Raw genomic sequence first — 17,951 nt, 5'->3', positions numbered from 1 at the left:
TGGTGAGCAGGATCATCGTCACCGGTACGGATACCGGCGTCGGCAAGACGGTGTTCGCGGCGGGCCTGGCGGGCGCGCTCGGCGGTTTTTACTGGAAACCCGTTCAATCCGGCATCGATCCGGAAGGCGACAGCGAGACCGTCCGTCGCCTCTCCGGCCTCGCCGCCAGCCGCATTCTTCCCGAGGCCTATCGCCTGCAATTGCCCGCATCGCCGCATCTTTCGGCGCGCGAGGAAGGCGTGGAAATCGACCTCGCGCGCCTGATGCCGCCTATCCAGGATGGACCCCTGATCATCGAAGGCGCGGGCGGCGTGCTCGTGCCCCTCACCGAAACGCTGCTGATCGCGGATTATTTCGCGCGGCTCGCGGCGCCCGTCATCCTCTGCGCGCGCACCGGGCTCGGCACGATCAACCACAGCCTGATGAGCGTCGAGGCGCTCCGCGCGCGGGGCGTGCCGGTGGCGGGCATCGCCTTCATCGGCGATCCCCATCCGGAGAATGAGCGGATCGTGCCGAAGCTCGCGGGCGTGCCGCATCTCGGCCGGCTGCCGATGCTGGACAGGCTGGACGCGGCCTCGCTGGCGACGGCGATGGCGGCGATGGATCTCGGCACCATCCGGAAGGCGATGTGATGTCCGCCGTCTGGCATCCCTTCACCCAGCATGGGCTCGGCGAGGATATTCCGCGCGTCGAGCGGGGGGAAGGCGCGCTCTTGCATCTCGCCGACGGCCGCACCCTCATCGACTGCATCTCGAGCTGGTGGGTGACGACGCACGGCCATTGCGAGCCGCGCATCGCAGCCGCCATCGCCGCCCAGGCGGGCAGGCTCGACCAGCTCATTTTCGCGGGGCACACCCATGAACCGGCCGAGCGGGTCGCGGCGGCGCTCGTCGCGATGACGCCACCCTCGCTCACCCGCATCTTCTTCTCCGACAGCGGATCGACCGCCGTCGAGGTCGCGCTCAAGATGGCGCTCGGCTACTGGCACCGGCGCGGCGAGGCCCGGCATCGCATCCTGGTTCTCGAGCACAGCTATCATGGCGACACGATCGGCGCGATGTCGATCGGCGCGCGCGGCGTCTTCAACCGCCGCTACGAACCCTTGCTCTTCGACGTCGGCACCATTCCCTTTCCCGCGCCCGGCCGGGAACAGGCGGCGCTCGACGCGCTGGAAAGCGCCGCGACGGGGCCGGACCGTCCGGCGGCCTTCGTCATCGAGCCGCTCCTTCTCGGCGCGGGCGGCATGCTGATCTACCCGGCGGCGGTGCTAAGGGAGATGGCGGCGATCTGCGCCCGTCACGGCATTCTCTTCATCGCGGACGAGGTGATGACCGGCTGGGGCCGCACCGGCAGCTTCCTCGCCGTGGAGCAGGCAGGGATCGCGCCCGACATCCTCTGCATCGCCAAGGGGCTGACCGGCGGCGCGCTCCCACTCGCCGCGACCCTTGCCAGCGAAGCCATATTCGAGGCGCATCTGTCGAACGACCGCGCCGATATGTTCTACCATTCGAGCAGCTATACCGCGAACCCGATCGCCTGCGCCGCCGCCGCCGCCAACATAGAGATCTGGCAGGAGGAGGACGTGATCGGCCGGATCGCCCGCGTCGGCGCCGCCCTGGCCCGCGGCCTCGAAACGCTCGCCGGTCATCCCGCCTTTGACAATCCCCGCCATATCGGTGCGGTCGCCGCGGTCGACCTGAAGGCCGGAGACGCCGGTTATCTGTCCAGCCTTGCGCCTGCCCTGCGCGCTTTCTTCCTGGAAAAGGGCCTCCTCCTCCGGCCGCTCGGCAACACCATCTATGTCATGCCGCCTTACTGTCTCACGGAGGAGGAAGCCGCCCGCATCTTCGCCGCGATCGCGGAAGCGGGCGACCGCTTCGGCCAGCCGGACTAGCCCCGCTTCCCTTTTGAAGCTCAAGTCGTTACATGCCCCGCAACTTTACCTGATATTGAAGAGACTGAATGGCCAAGGAAGAACTTCTGGAAATGCGCGGGCAGGTGGTGGAGCTTCTCCCCAATGCCATGTTCCGCGTGAAGCTTGAGAATGATCACGAAATTCTCGGCCACACCGCGGGCAAGATGCGCAAGAACCGCATCCGCGTGCTCGTGGGCGACGAAGTGCTCGTCGAGCTCACCCCCTACGATCTGACCAAGGGTCGGATTACCTACCGCTTCAAATAAGCGCGGGTCCGCCGGTGCGGCTCATCCTCGCTTCGTCCAGCCAGCGGCGCCTGGATCTGCTCGCGCGGATCGGCGTCGTGCCGGATGCCGTTCACAGCCCCGAGATCGACGAAAGTCCGCTGCCCGGCGAATTGCCGCGTGCCTATGCGCTTCGCCTCGCCGAGGCGAAGGCGCGCGCGGTGCCGCGAGAAGCGGGGACGATTATCCTGGCGGGCGACACGGCCATTGCGGTCGGCCGCCGCATCCTGCCGCCCGCCGACACGGAAGAGGTGCAGCGCCGCCTGCTCGGCCTTTTGTCCGGGCGGCGCCACCACGCCCTCTCGGCGATCTGCGCGATCGACGGCGCAGGCCGCGCCCGCACCCGCATCGCCGACACGATCGTCGCCTTCAAGCGCCTGTCGGATGCCGAGATCGACGCCTATGTCGCCTGCGGAGAGGGACTGGGCAAGGCAGGGGGCTATGCGATCCAGGGCCGCGCCGAGGCCTTGATCCGCACGATCGGCGGCAGCCATTCCGGCGTCGTCGGCCTGCCGCTCTTCGAAACCCGCGCGCTGCTCGCCGCCGCCGGCTATCCGCTGGCATGACCGGCGCCTAACATGGCTATGTGGCTGTTCGAGGACGGAATCGGGGAAAGCCGCGCCATCCGGATCCAAGGCGAGGGGATCGTCGAAGCCGCCATCGAACTGGATGAAACCCTGCGCGTCGGCACGGTGGCGCGCGGACGCCTTGCCGGCATCATGATTCCAGGCCGCCGGGGCCTTGTTCAACTCGATTGCGGGGTGGAGGCGTTGCTCGAGCCCTTGCCCGGCGGCCTGACCGAGGGCCAGGCCCTGCATGTCGAGATCGTGCGCGAGGCCCTGCCCGAGCCCGGCCGCCCGAAGCGGGCCAAGGCGCGCATGACGGACGATGCTTCCCGATCCGGCCCCTCTCTCCGCGACCGCCTGATCGCCGCCGGCCATAGTGTCGTGCCGCATCCGGCGCACGGCCCCGATCGATTCGAAGATGCGGGCTGGTCGGAACTGCTTGAGGAAGCGGAAACCGGCGAGATCGCCTTTGCCGGCGGCGCGCTGCGGATGGCGCTGACGCCGGCCATGACCTTGTTCGACGTCGACGGGCCATTGCCGCCTCTCGCCCTCGCCAAGGCCGGCGCCGCGGCGGCGGGGCGGGCGATCCGGCGCCTCGGCATCGGCGGGTCGATCGGGCTCGATCTGCCGACCCTCGCGGCGAAGGCCGACCGCCAGGCCGTGGCCGCCGCGCTCGATGCCGAATTGCCCCAGCCCTTCGAACGGACGGCGATGAACGGCTTCGGCTTCCTGCAGATCGTGCGGCGGCGGGAGCGCGCGTCGATCCCGGAACTTCTGCAATCCGATCCGGTGCAGGCTGCCGCCCGCGCCCTGCTGCGCCGCGCGGAGCGTTCTGGCGGCATGGGAGAACGGACCATCCTTGCCCATCCCGCGGTCGTCGCGGCGATCGCGGCGCGGCCGGACTGGATCGCGGCGCTGTCCGTCCGGATCGGCGCCACGGCCGCCTTGCGGGCCGATCCGGGCCGCGCCATATCGGCGGGCGATGTCCACAGCCAGCACCCCTGACCGCACCCGCGCCGTCTGCCCGCTCTGCCGCAAGCCGGAAAGCGCGGATCACGCCCCCTTTTGCAGTCGGGGCTGCAAGGATCGTGACCTCTTGAATTGGCTTGGCGAAGGCTATCGCGTCCCCGGCCTCCCCGCCGAGCCCGCCTCCGGCGATTTCGAGGAGAAATAAGCTGGACAGCCCGCCCGCCCCCTGCTTATAGCGCGGCTTCCGCTTCGCCGGACATGCCCAGGTAGCTCAGTTGGTAGAGCATGCGACTGAAAATCGCAGTGTCGGCGGTTCGATCCCGTCCCTGGGCACCATTACGTCTCATCTCCGAAACACGGCCATACAGAGATTGGGTGTTATCGCGGGCATGCAGCTTCATTTCGCCATGTGAATTGATCGGGCAAATTGGGCGTTAAATGGAGTGCTTCCTCCGCATTGACCACCAATTTCCTCTCCACGACGTCGTATCCGACCGGACTACGCCGCCCATCCACATGCCTTTCGCTTTGGAGGCTGCGATCTTGTCGCGGATGCCTTCGCCGGTCACCCCTCGCTCAAACTGCGCGAACGACAGGAGGACGTTCAGCGTCAGCCGTCCCATGCTCGTCGTAGTATTGAACGCTTGTGTCACCGACACGAAGCTCGCGTGGACTGCGTCCAGAATCTCTACCATGCGCGGGAAGTCGCTAAGATGACGCGTCAGGCGGTCCACCTTATACACGACGATCACATCTACTCGGCGCGCGCGGACGTCCTCTAGCAGCCGGTTGAGAGCTGGTCGGTTCATTGTACCACCGGAAAAACCACCGTCATCATAATCGCCCCGAAGCAGAGTCCATCTCTCGTGCTTCTGGCTCGTGATGTAGGCAGCACAGGCTTCCTTCTGCGCATCGAGGCTGTTGGAATGCCTGGTCCAGACCTTCTTCCGTGGACGTGCGGGTATAGATGGCACAACGGATTGGGTGGGATGGAATGCAAGGGGGAGCCACGCAGTTAAATCCCTGCGGGAGTCGAGTGTGTCAGTCCAAAAAACCGGGGCCCCGACCCACTTCGTTCCGGTCACTACCCTGGCGATCTGCGAAAGCGAAGCGTAGCGCTCCCCTTCATACTGAAAGCCGTCCTGAAGAACCAGAAGTTGAAAGGTGCGCCCCTGCCACTCGCGGACTATTCGCGTCCCGGGCTTGAGGGCAAGCCGACGCTCCACGTCCAAGTCTGCCGAGGAATCCAGCTGCTCGGCAGGGCACGTGAGTTCGAGCTGAAGCGATCGCGTATAGCCACAATGGGCCTTTTCCTGCTCCTTCCACCGGATGCCACGATAAAGAAGCTCATGACCTAAGCCATCCGGGAGCGGGTACCCCGAATTCTTGTTCCCACAACAGCCTGAGCTGGGGTGTTCTGATTGGGCCGCGCTTTTGCTCCCAAGAGATGTTCTTCGGCATGCCGTCTTCCCGCAATCTCATTGAGCCATACGTCTCGATGGAGCACCTGTCGTCTCAGAGGCTGAGAGTAGCCTCAGTCTCGATGGGCGAATTGCTCTGGGTCTGAAAGTGAAGCCAGCGGAATCTTGCTCCGCTCAATGTCTCTGCGTTCCGCGACAAATACAGGCCATCCCTGTCCGCAGATCGCATATCTGCTGGCAGCTTCTTTCGAGTGCGAGTCACATCACTGCAAAACTTCTTGCTTCTGTATGCCAGTCGAGCAAATTGCTCGCACTCCTCGTGAAAGCCGAGGAGCGGGGCGTGGAAACCCCTTCTTACAGTGCTCGGTCGACAGCATGCTGTGGCCGGGTGGCATGCGCGTATGTCCAGCCGGCAACGGTAAAGGCGCATGCGCCTGTCTGTAAGCAGGTTTCCAACATCCGGCTTCGGCCGTCGCCCCGAGAGGACATAGGAGCGACGTGGAAGCTGATCGAAGCGTCGCCCCTGAAAGGGAGGGACGATGCACAATCTAAAGAACGACCTCGTGTGGTTGGTAGCCGTGCTGGCAGCGGCACAGCCGGCTGCGGGTTTTGCCAATGGTAAGAACGTGGACCTTAGCGCCTATCGGGAGATGTCGCCTGAGCAGACACTCCCCTTCATTGCCAAGGCGTTGCGTGATAATCTTCTCGATGCCGGATCGGTCACGAACTTCTCGGCCTGTTACCCACCTGTCAAAGTCAAGTTCAAGGACGGCAGGCCTGTTCGTTGGACGATCATGTTATCCCTGAACGCGAAGAACAGTTATGGCGGCTATACCGGCCTCGAGCAAATGGCTGCGGTTTTCTATGCAGACAAACCCGTGATGTTGGGTTCAACCGGGATGTCTCCAAGCAGTAAGCTGTTAGGGAGTTGCACTCGCGTCTCGGACGCCGAGATCCAGCGGATGATCCAAGAATGAATCTGAAGTTCATCATCACTGCCGCAGGCCTCCCGCAGCTCGCAGCCTGCAGCGACGCTCCGACGACAGCGAAACAGCAATATGAGATTGTCAGGAGAAACGGCGGATCGCCGGCAGAAGTATGTGAGAAGGCTCGGATGGTAGCGGATGCCTATCTCCAAGCTCAGAATGCCGGAGAATACCGCACTTGGAACAGAACAGCTAACATCACGTGCGCCGTAGCGTATTACTAGAGGATAGATCCCTCTCTATAGAAGTTACGTCTCCTATAGGGCGGAAGGTGAACGTTGCACCTTCTCCATACATTCTAAAAGACGTTCGGCGTGAGATTTAGTCGTTGGACTAAGTGTTTAAGGCTCAGGGAAACGGGAGTTGTGAAGGAGATTTAGGGTGAATTAATGGCCGAGCCGAGAAGTTTAAATCGAAGCAGAATAGTCTACCAAAAACCTAGGCCTATCGCTATCAATGGCATCCGCTCCGTGTGATAGATTAGCAAATCGCCCAATGAGCTCGATACAAAGGCCGTGGCTACGAGTGATGTTGATCTTCACGGCACTCTTCTATCCAGCCTTCGAGCGCGTCCACCAAACGCTCGCGGTCAAACTCCCGTTTTCCGTATCGTTGACCGTTTCGTCCCATTCGCCTGCGAGTTTCTGTATCACTTTTCATCAAGCGCAACACGTTGGCAGATAGCGCAGCGCTGTCTCCAGCTGGGCCAACTAGCCCTGCCTCTGCCTCGGCAACGACGCGGCCACCTTCACCGTCCAGCATCGCCAGTAGGGGCTTGCCCGTCGTGAGGTAAGCTTGCACCTTGCCGGGGATGGTCATGCTCCAGATTGGCTCCTTGCGAAGCGACACGAGTAACGCATCGGCGCTATTTAAGAAGGAGGGCATTCGCTCCAAGGGGTATCGACCCAAGAAGATGATTTTGTCGCCTAACCCTCGACGCTTGACCTCCTCATGCACATGTGGCGCGGCCCGACCATCTCCGACGATAATCCACCGTAGCCGGGGGGTATCTCTCAGGGCTTCGACCGCATTCAGGATCGCCGGAAAGTCCTGCGCTTCCCCGATATTGCCGGCAAACAAGATCTTGAAATCGTCAGCGTACGGAACCAGTTCCGGCGGCATGGCAACTGGTATGTCCCCTCGATCGAAAACAGCTTCTGCCCATCCCGGAAAATAACGGAGCGCTTCACTTCCCCCTACCAACGAGGTGACTTTGGGTGAAAATGCACGCGATTGAAGCAGAATCCGATCACACCTTTTGTACACAAAACACACTAGGTGTGCGACCAAGCGGAGTAGGCGTGGGGACTTGACGACGCCGATGGCGGACAATGTGTCAGGCCACAGGTCGAGAATCCACATCAGCATGGGTGCCCGTTTGATGCGTCGCAACAGTATTGCGGGCAGCGCCGCTGTTATGGGTGAGGTTTGAAATACAAAAATTGCGTCGAATCGGCGCCCGCGCAAGCGCAGCGGGCCAAGGATCGAGGCGCTTAGCGCGAAGCTCAAATAGTTGAATACCAAGCGCAGACTTGTATTTCCACGCGGCACAATGGGGACGCGGATGACAGTAGCGTCTCCGAAACACCGGTAGGCTTTCCGATTTGAGCAAAAGTCGGGAAAGATGCGTCCTTCGGGATAGTTCGGCTCTCCGGTCAGCACGGTCACCTCGTGCCCCCGGCGCGATAGCTCGTCTGTTAGGTCGTTGATTCTGAAATTCTCTGGCCAGAAGTATTGGCTAACAATTAGAATCCGCACGGCTCAGTCATACTCTCGCCATACCACACGGCGGATGTAATCCGTGTAGCTGTGCAGGATTCGAACGACCTTAGCAGAAACGTTGGGCATCGAATAATCAGACACGAGGCGTAGGTCACGCTGTTCACCCCGAGCTTGATCTTCAAGGATGGATAACGACTGCCGGACCCGATCAAGGTTGAGCCCAGTTAGCATTACCGCACCTTCTTCCATGCCTTCCGGCCTCTCATGTGCCTCACGGATGTTAAGCGCAGGAAAATTAAGGATCGAAGCCTCCTCCGTGATAGTTCCACTGTCGGACAGCACTGCACGAGCGGATTTCTGCAGACGCACGTAATCGTGGAAGCCGAGCGGCTTTCCGAGTTGCACATGCGGGTGGAAGGAAACGCCGGCTGCATCTATTCGGTTCTTGGTCCGGGGGTGAGTTGAAACAATGACTGGCTGATCGTAGCTCTCGCCCAGATAATTCACGATATCGACGAGGCGGAAGAACGTGCGATCTGATTCGATGTTTTCCTCGCGATGGGCGCTGACGACGAAATATTGATGTTCAGTGAGGCCTAGCCGTGCAAGCACATCTGACGCGTCGATTTGAGGCATGTAGTGATGGAGCACTTCAAACATCGGGCTACCGGTCTTGATAATCCGATCCGCCGGCAGACCTTCGCGCAATAGATATTCGCGCGCGATATCGCTGTACGTCATGTTGATATCCGCCGTGTGATCAACGATCACTCGATTCGTTTCCTCGGGCACCCGCTGGTCGAAACAGCGGTTCCCTGCCTCCATGTGGAAGACGGGAACGCGAAGGCGCTTCGCAGGGATCACTGAAAGGCAGCTATTGGTGTCGCCTAGAACCAGCAAAGCATCAGGATTTTCCGCCTTCAGCACCTCTTCCATGGCAATCAGTATATGCCCGATCGTGGCCGACGGGCTGCCCTTGGCAGCCTCGAGGAAGCGATCCGGCATACGGATCCCGAGATCATCAAAGAACACTTGGCTCAGTTCATAGTCATAATTCTGCCCGGTGTGGACGAGCACATGGTTGCAGTGCTGGTCCAGGGCACACAGCACCCGCGAGAGCCGGATGATCTCCGGTCGCGTGCCGACGACGGTCATCACCTTCAGTTTGGTCATCGCTCTCATACCTTCATTGCGAAGGTGTCGGGTCGATCTCGATCGAAGATCTCGTTCGCCCAAAGCATCACCACCAATTCGCCCTCCCCGATATTGGTGATGTTATGCGTCCACCCTGGAATGGTTTCCACAACGCGGGCCTCTTGCCCTTGAACCACAATCTCATGGCACTCTTCGGTTTGAATGTGGCGGAATCCGAAACGGGCTGTACCGGAGATCACCAAGAACTTCTCAACCTTGCTATGGTGGTAGTGGTCGCCGCGCGTTACTCCGGGCCCGGCTGTGAAATAAGAGAACTGACCGCAATCCGGAGTCTTAAGCATCTCAACGAAGCGGCCGCGCGGATCAGCATGGATCGGAAGATGGTATTCGAAACATTCGGTGGGCAGGTAGCTGAGGTAGGTCGAGTAAAGTGCCCGCACGAGGCCGGTGCCCACACGTGGGGTGATCAAGGTATCGCGGCTTAATGGGAAGCTCCGTATAATATCCGCGACTTCGCCCACGGTGGTTTCGTATACCGGCGCGATGTGGTGATAGCCGGTTTTGAAGCTAGCTTCGATCAGGCGCAGAAAAGTATCGACGACATCGTCCACATAGACGAGTTGCAACGCTGCCGCAGCGTCGTGCACTTCAATAGGTTCGTCGCGCGCCACGCGGTGGCAGAACGTAGCAACAGCAGAATTATAATTTGGCCGAGCCCACTTCCCGAAAACATTAGGCAGTCGGAAGATTGCGACTGGAGAATTCATTCTGCTTGAATAGTCTAGTTGGGCATCTTCTGCCGCTGCCTTGCTCTGACCGTAAGGGTGATCATGGCCCGCCTGAATAGAGGAGGAATAAAGGATTGGCGCACGATTGCCAGCCCGGGCCAGCAGGTCGCAAAGTCGCTGTGTGAGCTCGACATTTCCCATCGCAAATTCGAATTCTTCGGTGGCACGGTTCACGCCAGCCAGATGAACGACTACATCTGCGTTCCGGACCGCGGCACTCCATGCATCCTGGTCATCGTCGCGACCTAGGCGGATTACTTCGTGGCCCAATTCTCCAGCCCGAACTACGACATTCTTTCCAAGAAAGCCGTTGGCTCCGGTAACCAAGAGCCTCACGCGTAGGCATCCTCAGAGATTGGTTCACCCTTTAGAACTTTCTGGATCAGCGGCAACTTGCGGAGAAGCGCCTTCATCTCCTCAACGTCCAAACGATGTGTATTATGCGAGTTGTATTCCTCGCTCTGGCTGAGGCGCGCCTCTCCCTGATCTATAAACTTGTCGTAGTTTAGGTCACGACCGTCCGGCGGCACACGAAAATACTCGCCCATGTCGTCGGCAACTGCGCGTTCTTCGCGGCTCAGCAGGGATTCGTAGAGCTTCTCCCCATGACGGGTGCCAATGACGCGTACTTCATGATCTGCTTGGTTGAGAAGATCCTTCAGCGCCGCAACGAGCGTGTCGACGGTAGCTGCCGGCGCTTTTTGGACGAATATGTCTCCATTGCCTCCATTGTTGAAGGCGTAGAGCACCAATTCGACCGCATCTTCGAGCGTCATCATGAACCGTGTCATGCTCCCATCGGTGATCGTGATGGGCCGGTTTGCCAGTATCTGATCGACAAACAGGGGTATTACGGAGCCGCGTGAAGCCATGACATTTCCGTAACGCGTACCGCAGATGACCGTTTGTGTTGTGGAGAGATTGCGCGAGGAGGCGACCATCACCTTCTCCATCATTGCCTTGCTGATCCCCATGGCATTGATGGGGTAGACCGCCTTGTCCGTCGACAAACACACTACTCGTTGCACTCCCGCTGCAATTGCGGCCGCCAATACATTCTCAGTGCCGAGAACATTGGTCCGGACGGCTTGCATCGGGTGGAACTCGCAAGACGGCACCTGCTTGAGAGCTGCGGCATGGAAACAATAATCTACACCGCGCATGGCTGCCGCGACGCTACCTTCATCGCGAACGTCCCCTAGGTAAAACTTTATGCGAGAGCTGCTGTACAGCTTCCGCATATCATCTTGCTTCTTCTCGTCGCGACTGAAGATGCGAATTTCGCGAAGGCCGGAATCCAAAAAGCGGCGGAGCACAGCATTGCCGAACGATCCAGTGCCGCCGGTGATAAGAAGCGTTCTATCATCGAACATGATTGTTCCTTTATCAGGCGGCGAGCGCGGAGCGCACGATCTGCTCCTTGGTTTCGGGATCCGGGTAGTTGATCAGAACTGCGCGATAAGCCCCCTTGAACACGAAGAGGCTGCCTGCCGCCGCGCCGACCACACCCACTTGCCGAATGAGAGACTCAACATCCGCCAGAGACCCGGCGCCACCGAGGAAAGTAACGGGCACCGGTAGTACGTCGCGCATACGGCGAGCGAGCTTCAGGTCATAGCCGCGCATCGTTCCATCAAGGTCGATAGAATTAACGACAATCTCGCCAGCGCCCAGTTGAACCGCATCTTGCGCGAAGGTCACGGGATCAAGCCTGTGGGCACGGCTCCCGTTGTGTGTTCGCAGTTCATATCCGCTGAGCCTCTTCTTCCTCAGATCGAGCACAACGACGACGCTCTGGCGTCCAATCTCGACGGCGATCTCATTGATCAGCTCCGGCCGCTCCACGGCTGCAGCGCTGAGAGCCACCTTCTCGACTCCAAGACCAATGATGTGCTTCGCCTGCTCGGCGGTGCGTACACCGCCGCCGTAACAGAGTGGCATTCTGCATTCGGCCGCCAGATGTGCGATTACTTTGTAGTCTGGCTCCACCCCCTGCACAGTTGCATCAATGTCGAGAACGATAAGTTCGTCACTCTCTTTCTCGTTAAATATTTTCACCGCGTTAATCGGGTCGCCGACGTATTTTGGATCCTTAAAACCCACCGTTTTCACAAGGCCGCCTTCATGGATCAGCAGGCAAGGAGTAACGCGAGGCCGTAGCACGTCCTAAATCTCCGCAAAATTCTTAAGCAGCATCGCACCGAAGTGATGGCTCTTTTCCGGGTGAAACTGGACCCCCCACACATTATCGCGCCGAACTGCGCAGGCGAACGGCGACCCGTAAGTCGCGGTGGCAACCCTATCGGACAGGTTGGCGCATTCGTAATAGAAGGAATGTAGGAAGTAGAAACGTGCATCGCGCTCTAGGCCGCGGAAGAGCTTTTCTTCACCACGCGGTTCCACATCGTTCCAGCCCATATGCGGAAGCGGTAGGTCGTTCGGGGCCGGCATGGAACGAAAATGGCGAACAATCCCAGGGATCCAACCCAAGCCTGGTCCCTCGCCTTCCTCGCTTGTGTCAGCTAAGATCTGCATGCCAACGCAGACGCCAATAACGGGGACCTTCTCGTGAATGACCTTTTCCTCAAGCAGCGGCCGCATCCCGGACGCATCGAGTAACTCGATCGCGTGATCGAATGCGCCGACGCCTGGCAGGATGATCCGCTCAGCATCGCGCAATTCCTCAGCTGTACGCGCCGCCTTGGCGGGCAGATTCATTCTCTTGTACATGTTGAGGAACGCGCCGATGTTCCCCAGACCGTAGTCAACAATCGTGGTCAACGGACGATCGCCCGCTGGACGCCGGCGAGGCGAAGAACCTTGGCTCCTAAATCCATAATAGCCATGTCATTCTTGTAATCACGGAACGTTTTCTTGGGTGCGTCATGTAAGGCACGAAGTTCAGATGTGGTGATCCCAAGCTTTGTCGCAATGTACTCGAAGTCCTGGATGATCGTTTCAGGATCATATGCGGGAACGGCAACCTTCTGCAGTGCCTCTTCCCGGGTCATTTGCCCCGTCAGGACCAGGCTAGAAAAATGCGCTCGTCGTTTGTCATACCCGAATTTCGTCGGTAACCAGTAGCTTTCGTAAAAGCGAGTAAAGCGGGATTCATAGTGTTTGTGCGCGTAACGCTGCCAGCCGAAGCGGTCCACCAGTTCCTGCATCGCATCCTCTTTGCGGTAAGGAACGTAATTTAGCGGCTTCACGACCCGCACCCCCTTCGCAAACCGGTACCACACCTTGAAGCGTAAAATCCCCGCGAGGGGGAATTTCTTGAGCGGGCGGGTGCCGAATTGACGATGAATGTCCTTAAGCTGGCGCAGGTCGGAAGCATGGTAATGCCACTCCAACGGCTCGCGCACGCACTCGGTCGAGTAATTCGCGCCAGTCAGGATATACTTTACCTTGTTCTTCGCAGCGAAGTTATAAAGCCCAGCGAAAAAAGCGTGGTCTTGGGGGGTGTCAAGATGGGGCACATTGGCTTTAAAGAACGCAAGTTGAAGATCTCTCATCTCCGGCCAGTCAACGACCTCAGTGAAGAGATCCAGATCTAAACCGTCAACAAGCTTCTCGATATTGTTCACAGCCTGCTGGGAGTTCCACCCAGCGTCGACATGATACAACAAGGGCCGCAGGCCGAATTTTTCCTTAGCGATATAGGTGACGTAACTGCTGTCAACACCACCGCTCAGGCCGATAAGGCAGTCGTGATCGCGCCCTTTGCCTTCACGTTTGATCTGCTCGACTTGCGACATGATCTCGCATTCACCCCGCTCGTCAGGATGCCAGTTCGGCAAGATGTTGGTATAATAATTATTGCAATAGTCGCAGCGTCCATCGCCATCAAACACAATGAGAGAGTCCGAGGTGTCCATAATGCAATTTGTGCAGATCTGGTAGGATCGGGCACTCGAGGCAGGGGTAGCAATATTCATGAATATATCCAAAGAAAACGACGCTTAGATTCGTGTGGACTAGGCCTGTCAACATCCGTGTTGCCAAGGTGTCATCGTAATGAGGTGAATGCCGGTTCAAGTCGAAAACTGTCTCGCCGAATGGTCTTAATCAACAAGAGTCGCAAAGGCAGGGATATTGTCTCTGGACGGCCTTTTGTGGCGCTCGCCACTGTGAAGCCTGCGTATTCGAAAAGCTTTTTCCATTCGTCATGTGAACGAAAGCGCACTCCAACACCAAAGGTGTTAGCTCGAAAAGCAGGGATGAATCTTGCAACTTGGCGACCAATAAACGAGAGAATACGGCTGCCAGTAATCGCATATATGAAACGGCCACTCGCATTCGGCACAAAGGATTCGTATATATATTCGTTTACAAATATTGCTTTTGACCTGCCATGCCATGTGCGCACGGCCTGACTTTGCAGCATACGTGTCTCGAGTTCATTACGTCCTACTAGATGGTGCAAGATGAGATTGAAGCAAACGACACCTTCGTCCCCTTCGACCTCAGGCAGCAAGGCATCACCTAATCGCCCCTCAACAGCCATATCCCGACACGCTTGGATCGACTGCGGATCCTGGTCAATCACGCGTACGGGTTGACCAATAGAATCAGCAAGCGCGCGCGCGAAGTACCCGCAGCCACCACCTATGTCGACAACGACACCACAGCCATTGGTGTCCTGCATCAACCGGGCATAATCACGAACTTGATCATCAACGAATTCGGTGTGGTAAAACGCTTCGATCTGCTCGGACGACAGTTTGCGCTGCGCGATCGCTTCCATTGAATCTCTCTGCTCCTCAGGGACTTTTCCCTACGGGCGGTACGGCATGTTGTAAAGTTGAAGGGTCCTCGCGCGGCCGAGGCGTCACGCCCTTCTCGGTGTGGTGCATCCCCCGCCGCCGCGGAGCATGGATGACATCCGAGCCGTTATGGCGAGTCTGTTATGAGTGCCGACCACACGGCAGGCCCTTGTCGTCGCGCCACTTAGCATAAGCTGTCACCGTCCCAGCAATGTCATCATGCAACTCTGCGGCACGACGATCGGCGAAATCTCGGATGAGGGGTACAGCTTCCCGGGCACCGCTGCCTATCCACCAAATTGGGTGAGTTAGAAGCTGAACTGCTCTGCCTTCAGCGATAGCAGGATGGTCCAACGGGTGCCCATGATGCCAGCCGCCGTTGCTATCTGAAATGTAGGCGATTTCAGAGAAGAATGCAGGCTCATACGTGTGCCGCCGACCGGCGAAGTTCCCGGTTAAATTGAGTAGACTTGGCGCTGGACGGTGAAACGAAATAGTATGAATCGATCTTCCGCATATGTCGGCGAGAATATCGCATTCGGCCGCAGCGGCACTTTGTAAATCCTCATCATGCAGAGTCTGCGTTGCATCAAAATGAAGACCGATTTCATGACCGTGCTCAATAATTCTCCGCAACAATCGTCGGCTGGCTAGGGACGCAGGGTTGTAGAGTCCGGTCGATATCAGAACGAAATAACTGCTGGACACACCTATTTCGGCTTCTAGCTCAGCCATGGCTGCCGCTTTTTCAAGGCAGAGATCAATATCATGACGGAGGTACAGGTGAGGCTTGTCTGACTCCAGCTCACTCAGCCTCACATCACGAAAGCCATGCGAGAGTAGCTGCCTTAGGAGCGCACGATAGTCCGCACTACTGAAGCCGCTCAACTTTCTAGTCAGCATGACTGACCAGTTTCTTAAGCGCGGCGCGAACTTGTCGAAATTCCGCATCAGGCTGTGCAGGAGATCCCATGACGGTTGCGCCGTCTTCCACCGATTTCACAACGACAGCCCCTAATCCCACTACCGCATCTTTCCCAATTGCCACTTGATTGATTATCGTGGCCGAAGGGGCAATCCATGCCCGATCACCGATCCGAACACCTCCGCCAATCATGGATTGCGCAATAATAGCCACGTCCATGCCTACGACCACGTTGTGAGCGATGTGGACTTGATTATCGATCCTTGCACGTGCTTTGATCCATGTCGCTTCCAACGTGCCCCGATCGATGCTAGTGTTCGATCCAATTTCCACGTCATCATCAATTACGACCCCCCCGATGTGTGGAAACTTTTCCAGCTCGCCATGCTCATTGCGTTCATAGCCGAAGCCATCGGCGCCGATCACGGTTCCACCGGCAATGGTGACCCTCCGCCCTACTTTAACGTCGGCTACCAAGACCACGTGCGGATGAACTCTTGTGTCTGCCCCGACGACGCAGCCAGGTCCGATTACGCAGTGAGCGCCGATCGCAGCGCTCGGATCAATCTTGGCGGAGCCGTCCACAGTGGCTGTAGGATGAATGCCTCTCTCCCAATCTTTTTGTGAGAAAAATCTCCCGACTGCCCGCATGAAGGACAATCGGGGATTTTGCGCCACGATTAGTGTGGTTTCGCTGGCCTCGGGCCATGAGGAAGCAATCTTTTCGTTGCAGATTATCGTTGCCGCGGAAGTGCGGGTCACAAGGTCGGCTAAGGCGTCGTCCGCGGGAAGGCGGGAAAGAAAGCCAAGCTGGCCCTCTCTTAAGGAGTGAAGGGGCGCAACCTCGAAGCTGCGCCGCAAACTGTCGCCTCTGATAGCGCCATCTGTTGTAGTGGCATCTCGTATATCCAAGGCTGTCGGAGCGCCTTCTGGGGCCATTGATCGATTTCCTCTTTTAGACTCTGTAGCGTCGATGCGAGCTCTACCGTACCCCGGCTCGTAGATAGCGTGGGTTTGAATTGGCTAGAGAGCCGTATCTTGCTGGAAGTTGACAGCTAATGGGCGCTCGTTTCCAATATTGGATCGACCATCTCGATAGACATTCCCGAGTAGGTTCCATTTGGGTCTCGCGAGACGGAAAAGCACCAGCCATGCGGCGCCGCCAAAAGATATCATGTAAGTTGATAAATGGACGTTCGTAAGCATGAGGCCAATCGGCACCATCAAAACGAGCAAAACCCGTAAATTCCATGTCGAGGACGTGCGATCAATCGCCCGCAGGAAAATGGCGATTGCCACAGAAACCACGATAACACCGATCGGTCCTCCTGCAGCAATCCCTTCGCCGACGAAAGGATTGGCGTTCAAGTTCACACGGCTGTCCGAGCCATAATAGTCGGCTCCCACAATCTGCCCCAAAACCGGCCAAAAACGATCTTGTTGGAAAGCAGCCGGGGGAGGGACTATCGCATTTATTCCAGTGATATTGCTCCACCAGGTATATCCCTTGAAGTGGAACGTGTCGAAATATTGGGCGAATGTCTGGGCAGGAATAGCAATCGTTCGAAGAAGAACAAGATCGGCGACAAACCTAACAAAGCTCACAGATTGTGTGAAAAAGGTCGCGACTACGCATAGCAAAGATAGGCCGGCAGTCAGGTGATAGGTTCTAATTCCCTTGAAACGAAATATTATTCCGGCTCCAATCATGATCAAGGGGATGACTAGAGATATCTTGGAGGCGTCGACCATGTATGAGAGAATGAAGCCGGCCACCCCAATGGGCACGAATAGTATCTTTGACCGATCACAAAGGCCAATCGCGACCATCAGAGGGCAAAAGAAGTAGCTGTGATAAGCCCTTACGTAACCCATAACACCGCTGGTGGCGTCGGCCGCGGCAAAGCGTTGGGTGTAAACGTCGTCTACGCTGGAGAATTGTAGAATTTCACTGTACGCGTAGTAAATGCCCGCAGATAACAGACCGAACGAGAAAAGAACAATAGTCGCGAGGTTTCCGTCGGCGCGAAAATGTCGTGATCGCTCGCGGGGTAACGTCAAATTACTGACGCTGCTGATATAGATGAGTCCCAATGAGAATGCCAAAAGGGCTGGTAGATAGGTGTAGTATGGAAGGGCCCCAATCATGAACGTTATCGCGAGAGATGGAACAAAGGCTATCGTATATAGAAACCATATGATAATTGCAGAGGGCCGGTCAGGTTTGTACGGCAAGAACCACGAAGCTAATGCCGTCAAGCTGTAAATGGCGGCTAATTCAAAGAAGCTTAGATCTTTGTAAATTAAACCAGTATAGCCCCATTCAACGCTAATGTAGGTGTAATATACCCATCTAAATACGTACAGATAGAGAACCCCTACGCCTACATTGAGTACGCGTTGAACAGGGAGCAATGCCCTACTCGAAGAGAGCGCGCTCGGCTGGGGAGGCAT

The 17,951-nt window shown here is 57.7% G+C and carries 18 protein-coding genes, 1 tRNA gene and 1 pseudogene; 8 read left to right on the top strand and 12 right to left on the bottom strand.

The window, feature by feature from the left end:
• Positions 1–2 precede the first annotated feature (2 nt).
• The 7 genes from bioD to IC614_RS08790 all read left to right on the top strand — a co-directional run bounded on the left by bioD (position 3) and on the right by IC614_RS08790 (position 4,070).
• Entirely contained in the window at positions 3–632 is a 630-nt protein-coding gene (bioD, locus tag IC614_RS08820) for a dethiobiotin synthase (RefSeq protein WP_200973169.1), read from the top strand.
• Positions 629–1,894 (top strand): adenosylmethionine--8-amino-7-oxononanoate transaminase, encoded by a 1,266-nt coding sequence (locus tag IC614_RS08815; RefSeq protein WP_200970968.1) that lies wholly within the window; start codon positions 629–631, stop codon positions 1,892–1,894. Before bioD ends, IC614_RS08815 begins: the two co-directional genes overlap by 4 nt.
• Positions 1,895–1,962: 68 nt before the next feature.
• Positions 1,963–2,181 (top strand): translation initiation factor IF-1, encoded by a 219-nt coding sequence (gene infA / locus IC614_RS08810; RefSeq protein WP_010162480.1) that lies wholly within the window; start codon positions 1,963–1,965, stop codon positions 2,179–2,181.
• A 14-nt stretch (positions 2,182–2,195) separates the two neighbouring features.
• The gene (locus IC614_RS08805) at positions 2,196–2,765 is read left to right on the top strand and encodes a Maf family protein (RefSeq protein ID WP_200970967.1); all 570 of its coding nucleotides are present in this window, start codon (positions 2,196–2,198) and stop codon (positions 2,763–2,765) included.
• A 12-nt stretch (positions 2,766–2,777) separates the two neighbouring features.
• Positions 2,778–3,770 (top strand): ribonuclease, encoded by a 993-nt coding sequence (locus IC614_RS08800; RefSeq protein WP_200970966.1) that lies wholly within the window; start codon positions 2,778–2,780, stop codon positions 3,768–3,770.
• Entirely contained in the window at positions 3,748–3,939 is a 192-nt protein-coding gene (locus IC614_RS08795; protein ID WP_200970965.1) for a DNA gyrase inhibitor YacG, read from the top strand. Before IC614_RS08800 ends, IC614_RS08795 begins: the two co-directional genes overlap by 23 nt.
• A gap of 55 nt (positions 3,940–3,994) precedes the next feature.
• Positions 3,995–4,070, top strand: a tRNA-Phe gene (locus IC614_RS08790).
• A 98-nt stretch (positions 4,071–4,168) separates the two neighbouring features.
• On the opposite strand, the pseudogene IC614_RS12470 reads toward IC614_RS08790, so the two are convergent.
• Positions 4,169–5,077 (bottom strand): annotated as a pseudogene (locus tag IC614_RS12470) (recombinase family protein); the annotation flags it as partial.
• Positions 5,078–5,694: 617 nt separating this feature from the next.
• On the opposite strand from IC614_RS12470, the gene IC614_RS08775 reads away from it, so the two are divergent.
• On the top strand, positions 5,695–6,132 hold the full coding sequence (locus tag IC614_RS08775) for a hypothetical protein (RefSeq protein WP_200970964.1): 438 nt from the start codon (positions 5,695–5,697) through the stop codon (positions 6,130–6,132).
• 528 nt (positions 6,133–6,660) lie between these two features.
• Here IC614_RS08775 and IC614_RS08770 read toward each other — a convergent pair.
• The 11 genes from IC614_RS08770 to IC614_RS08720 form a co-directional block, all read right to left on the bottom strand.
• Positions 6,661–7,899, bottom strand: coding sequence for a glycosyltransferase family 4 protein (locus IC614_RS08770; protein ID WP_200970963.1), 1,239 nt, complete (start codon positions 7,897–7,899; stop codon positions 6,661–6,663).
• A gap of 3 nt (positions 7,900–7,902) precedes the next feature.
• Positions 7,903–9,036: a non-hydrolyzing UDP-N-acetylglucosamine 2-epimerase gene (gene wecB, locus IC614_RS08765; RefSeq protein WP_200970962.1), complete on the bottom strand. Its 1,134-nt coding sequence runs from the start codon at positions 9,034–9,036 to the stop codon at positions 7,903–7,905.
• Between the two features lie 5 nt (positions 9,037–9,041).
• On the bottom strand, positions 9,042–10,142 hold the full coding sequence (gene wbjC / locus IC614_RS08760; RefSeq protein ID WP_200970961.1) for a UDP-2-acetamido-2,6-beta-L-arabino-hexul-4-ose reductase: 1,101 nt from the start codon (positions 10,140–10,142) through the stop codon (positions 9,042–9,044).
• Positions 10,139–11,179: a polysaccharide biosynthesis protein gene (locus IC614_RS08755; RefSeq protein ID WP_200970960.1), complete on the bottom strand. Its 1,041-nt coding sequence runs from the start codon at positions 11,177–11,179 to the stop codon at positions 10,139–10,141. The genes wbjC and IC614_RS08755 overlap by 4 nt, the downstream gene beginning before the upstream one ends.
• Positions 11,180–11,192: 13 nt before the next feature.
• The gene (locus IC614_RS08750) at positions 11,193–11,969 is read right to left on the bottom strand and encodes an AglZ/HisF2 family acetamidino modification protein (protein ID WP_200970959.1); all 777 of its coding nucleotides are present in this window, start codon (positions 11,967–11,969) and stop codon (positions 11,193–11,195) included.
• A gap of 3 nt (positions 11,970–11,972) precedes the next feature.
• Complete coding sequence (hisH, locus tag IC614_RS08745; RefSeq protein ID WP_200970958.1) at positions 11,973–12,587, bottom strand: imidazole glycerol phosphate synthase subunit HisH; 615 nt, start codon at positions 12,585–12,587, stop codon at positions 11,973–11,975.
• Positions 12,584–13,744, bottom strand: coding sequence for an N-acetyl sugar amidotransferase (locus tag IC614_RS08740; RefSeq protein WP_226372614.1), 1,161 nt, complete (start codon positions 13,742–13,744; stop codon positions 12,584–12,586). The genes hisH and IC614_RS08740 overlap by 4 nt, the downstream gene beginning before the upstream one ends.
• Before the next feature lie 71 nt (positions 13,745–13,815).
• The gene (locus tag IC614_RS08735; protein WP_200970957.1) at positions 13,816–14,553 is read right to left on the bottom strand and encodes a class I SAM-dependent methyltransferase; all 738 of its coding nucleotides are present in this window, start codon (positions 14,551–14,553) and stop codon (positions 13,816–13,818) included.
• 160 nt (positions 14,554–14,713) lie between these two features.
• Positions 14,714–15,307, bottom strand: coding sequence for a polysaccharide deacetylase family protein (locus IC614_RS08730; RefSeq protein WP_207791107.1), 594 nt, complete (start codon positions 15,305–15,307; stop codon positions 14,714–14,716).
• 157 nt (positions 15,308–15,464) lie between these two features.
• Complete coding sequence (locus IC614_RS08725; protein ID WP_200970956.1) at positions 15,465–16,436, bottom strand: UDP-3-O-(3-hydroxymyristoyl)glucosamine N-acyltransferase; 972 nt, start codon at positions 16,434–16,436, stop codon at positions 15,465–15,467.
• Between the two features lie 84 nt (positions 16,437–16,520).
• Entirely contained in the window at positions 16,521–17,951 is a 1,431-nt protein-coding gene (locus IC614_RS08720) for a hypothetical protein (protein ID WP_207791106.1), read from the bottom strand.

Source organism: Sphingosinicella flava (genome assembly GCF_016025255.1).
GTDB lineage: Bacteria > Pseudomonadota > Alphaproteobacteria > Sphingomonadales > Sphingomonadaceae > Allosphingosinicella > Allosphingosinicella flava.
Note: the sequence above shows the minus strand (reverse complement) of the source record. Positions and strands in the feature narration are given on the sequence as shown.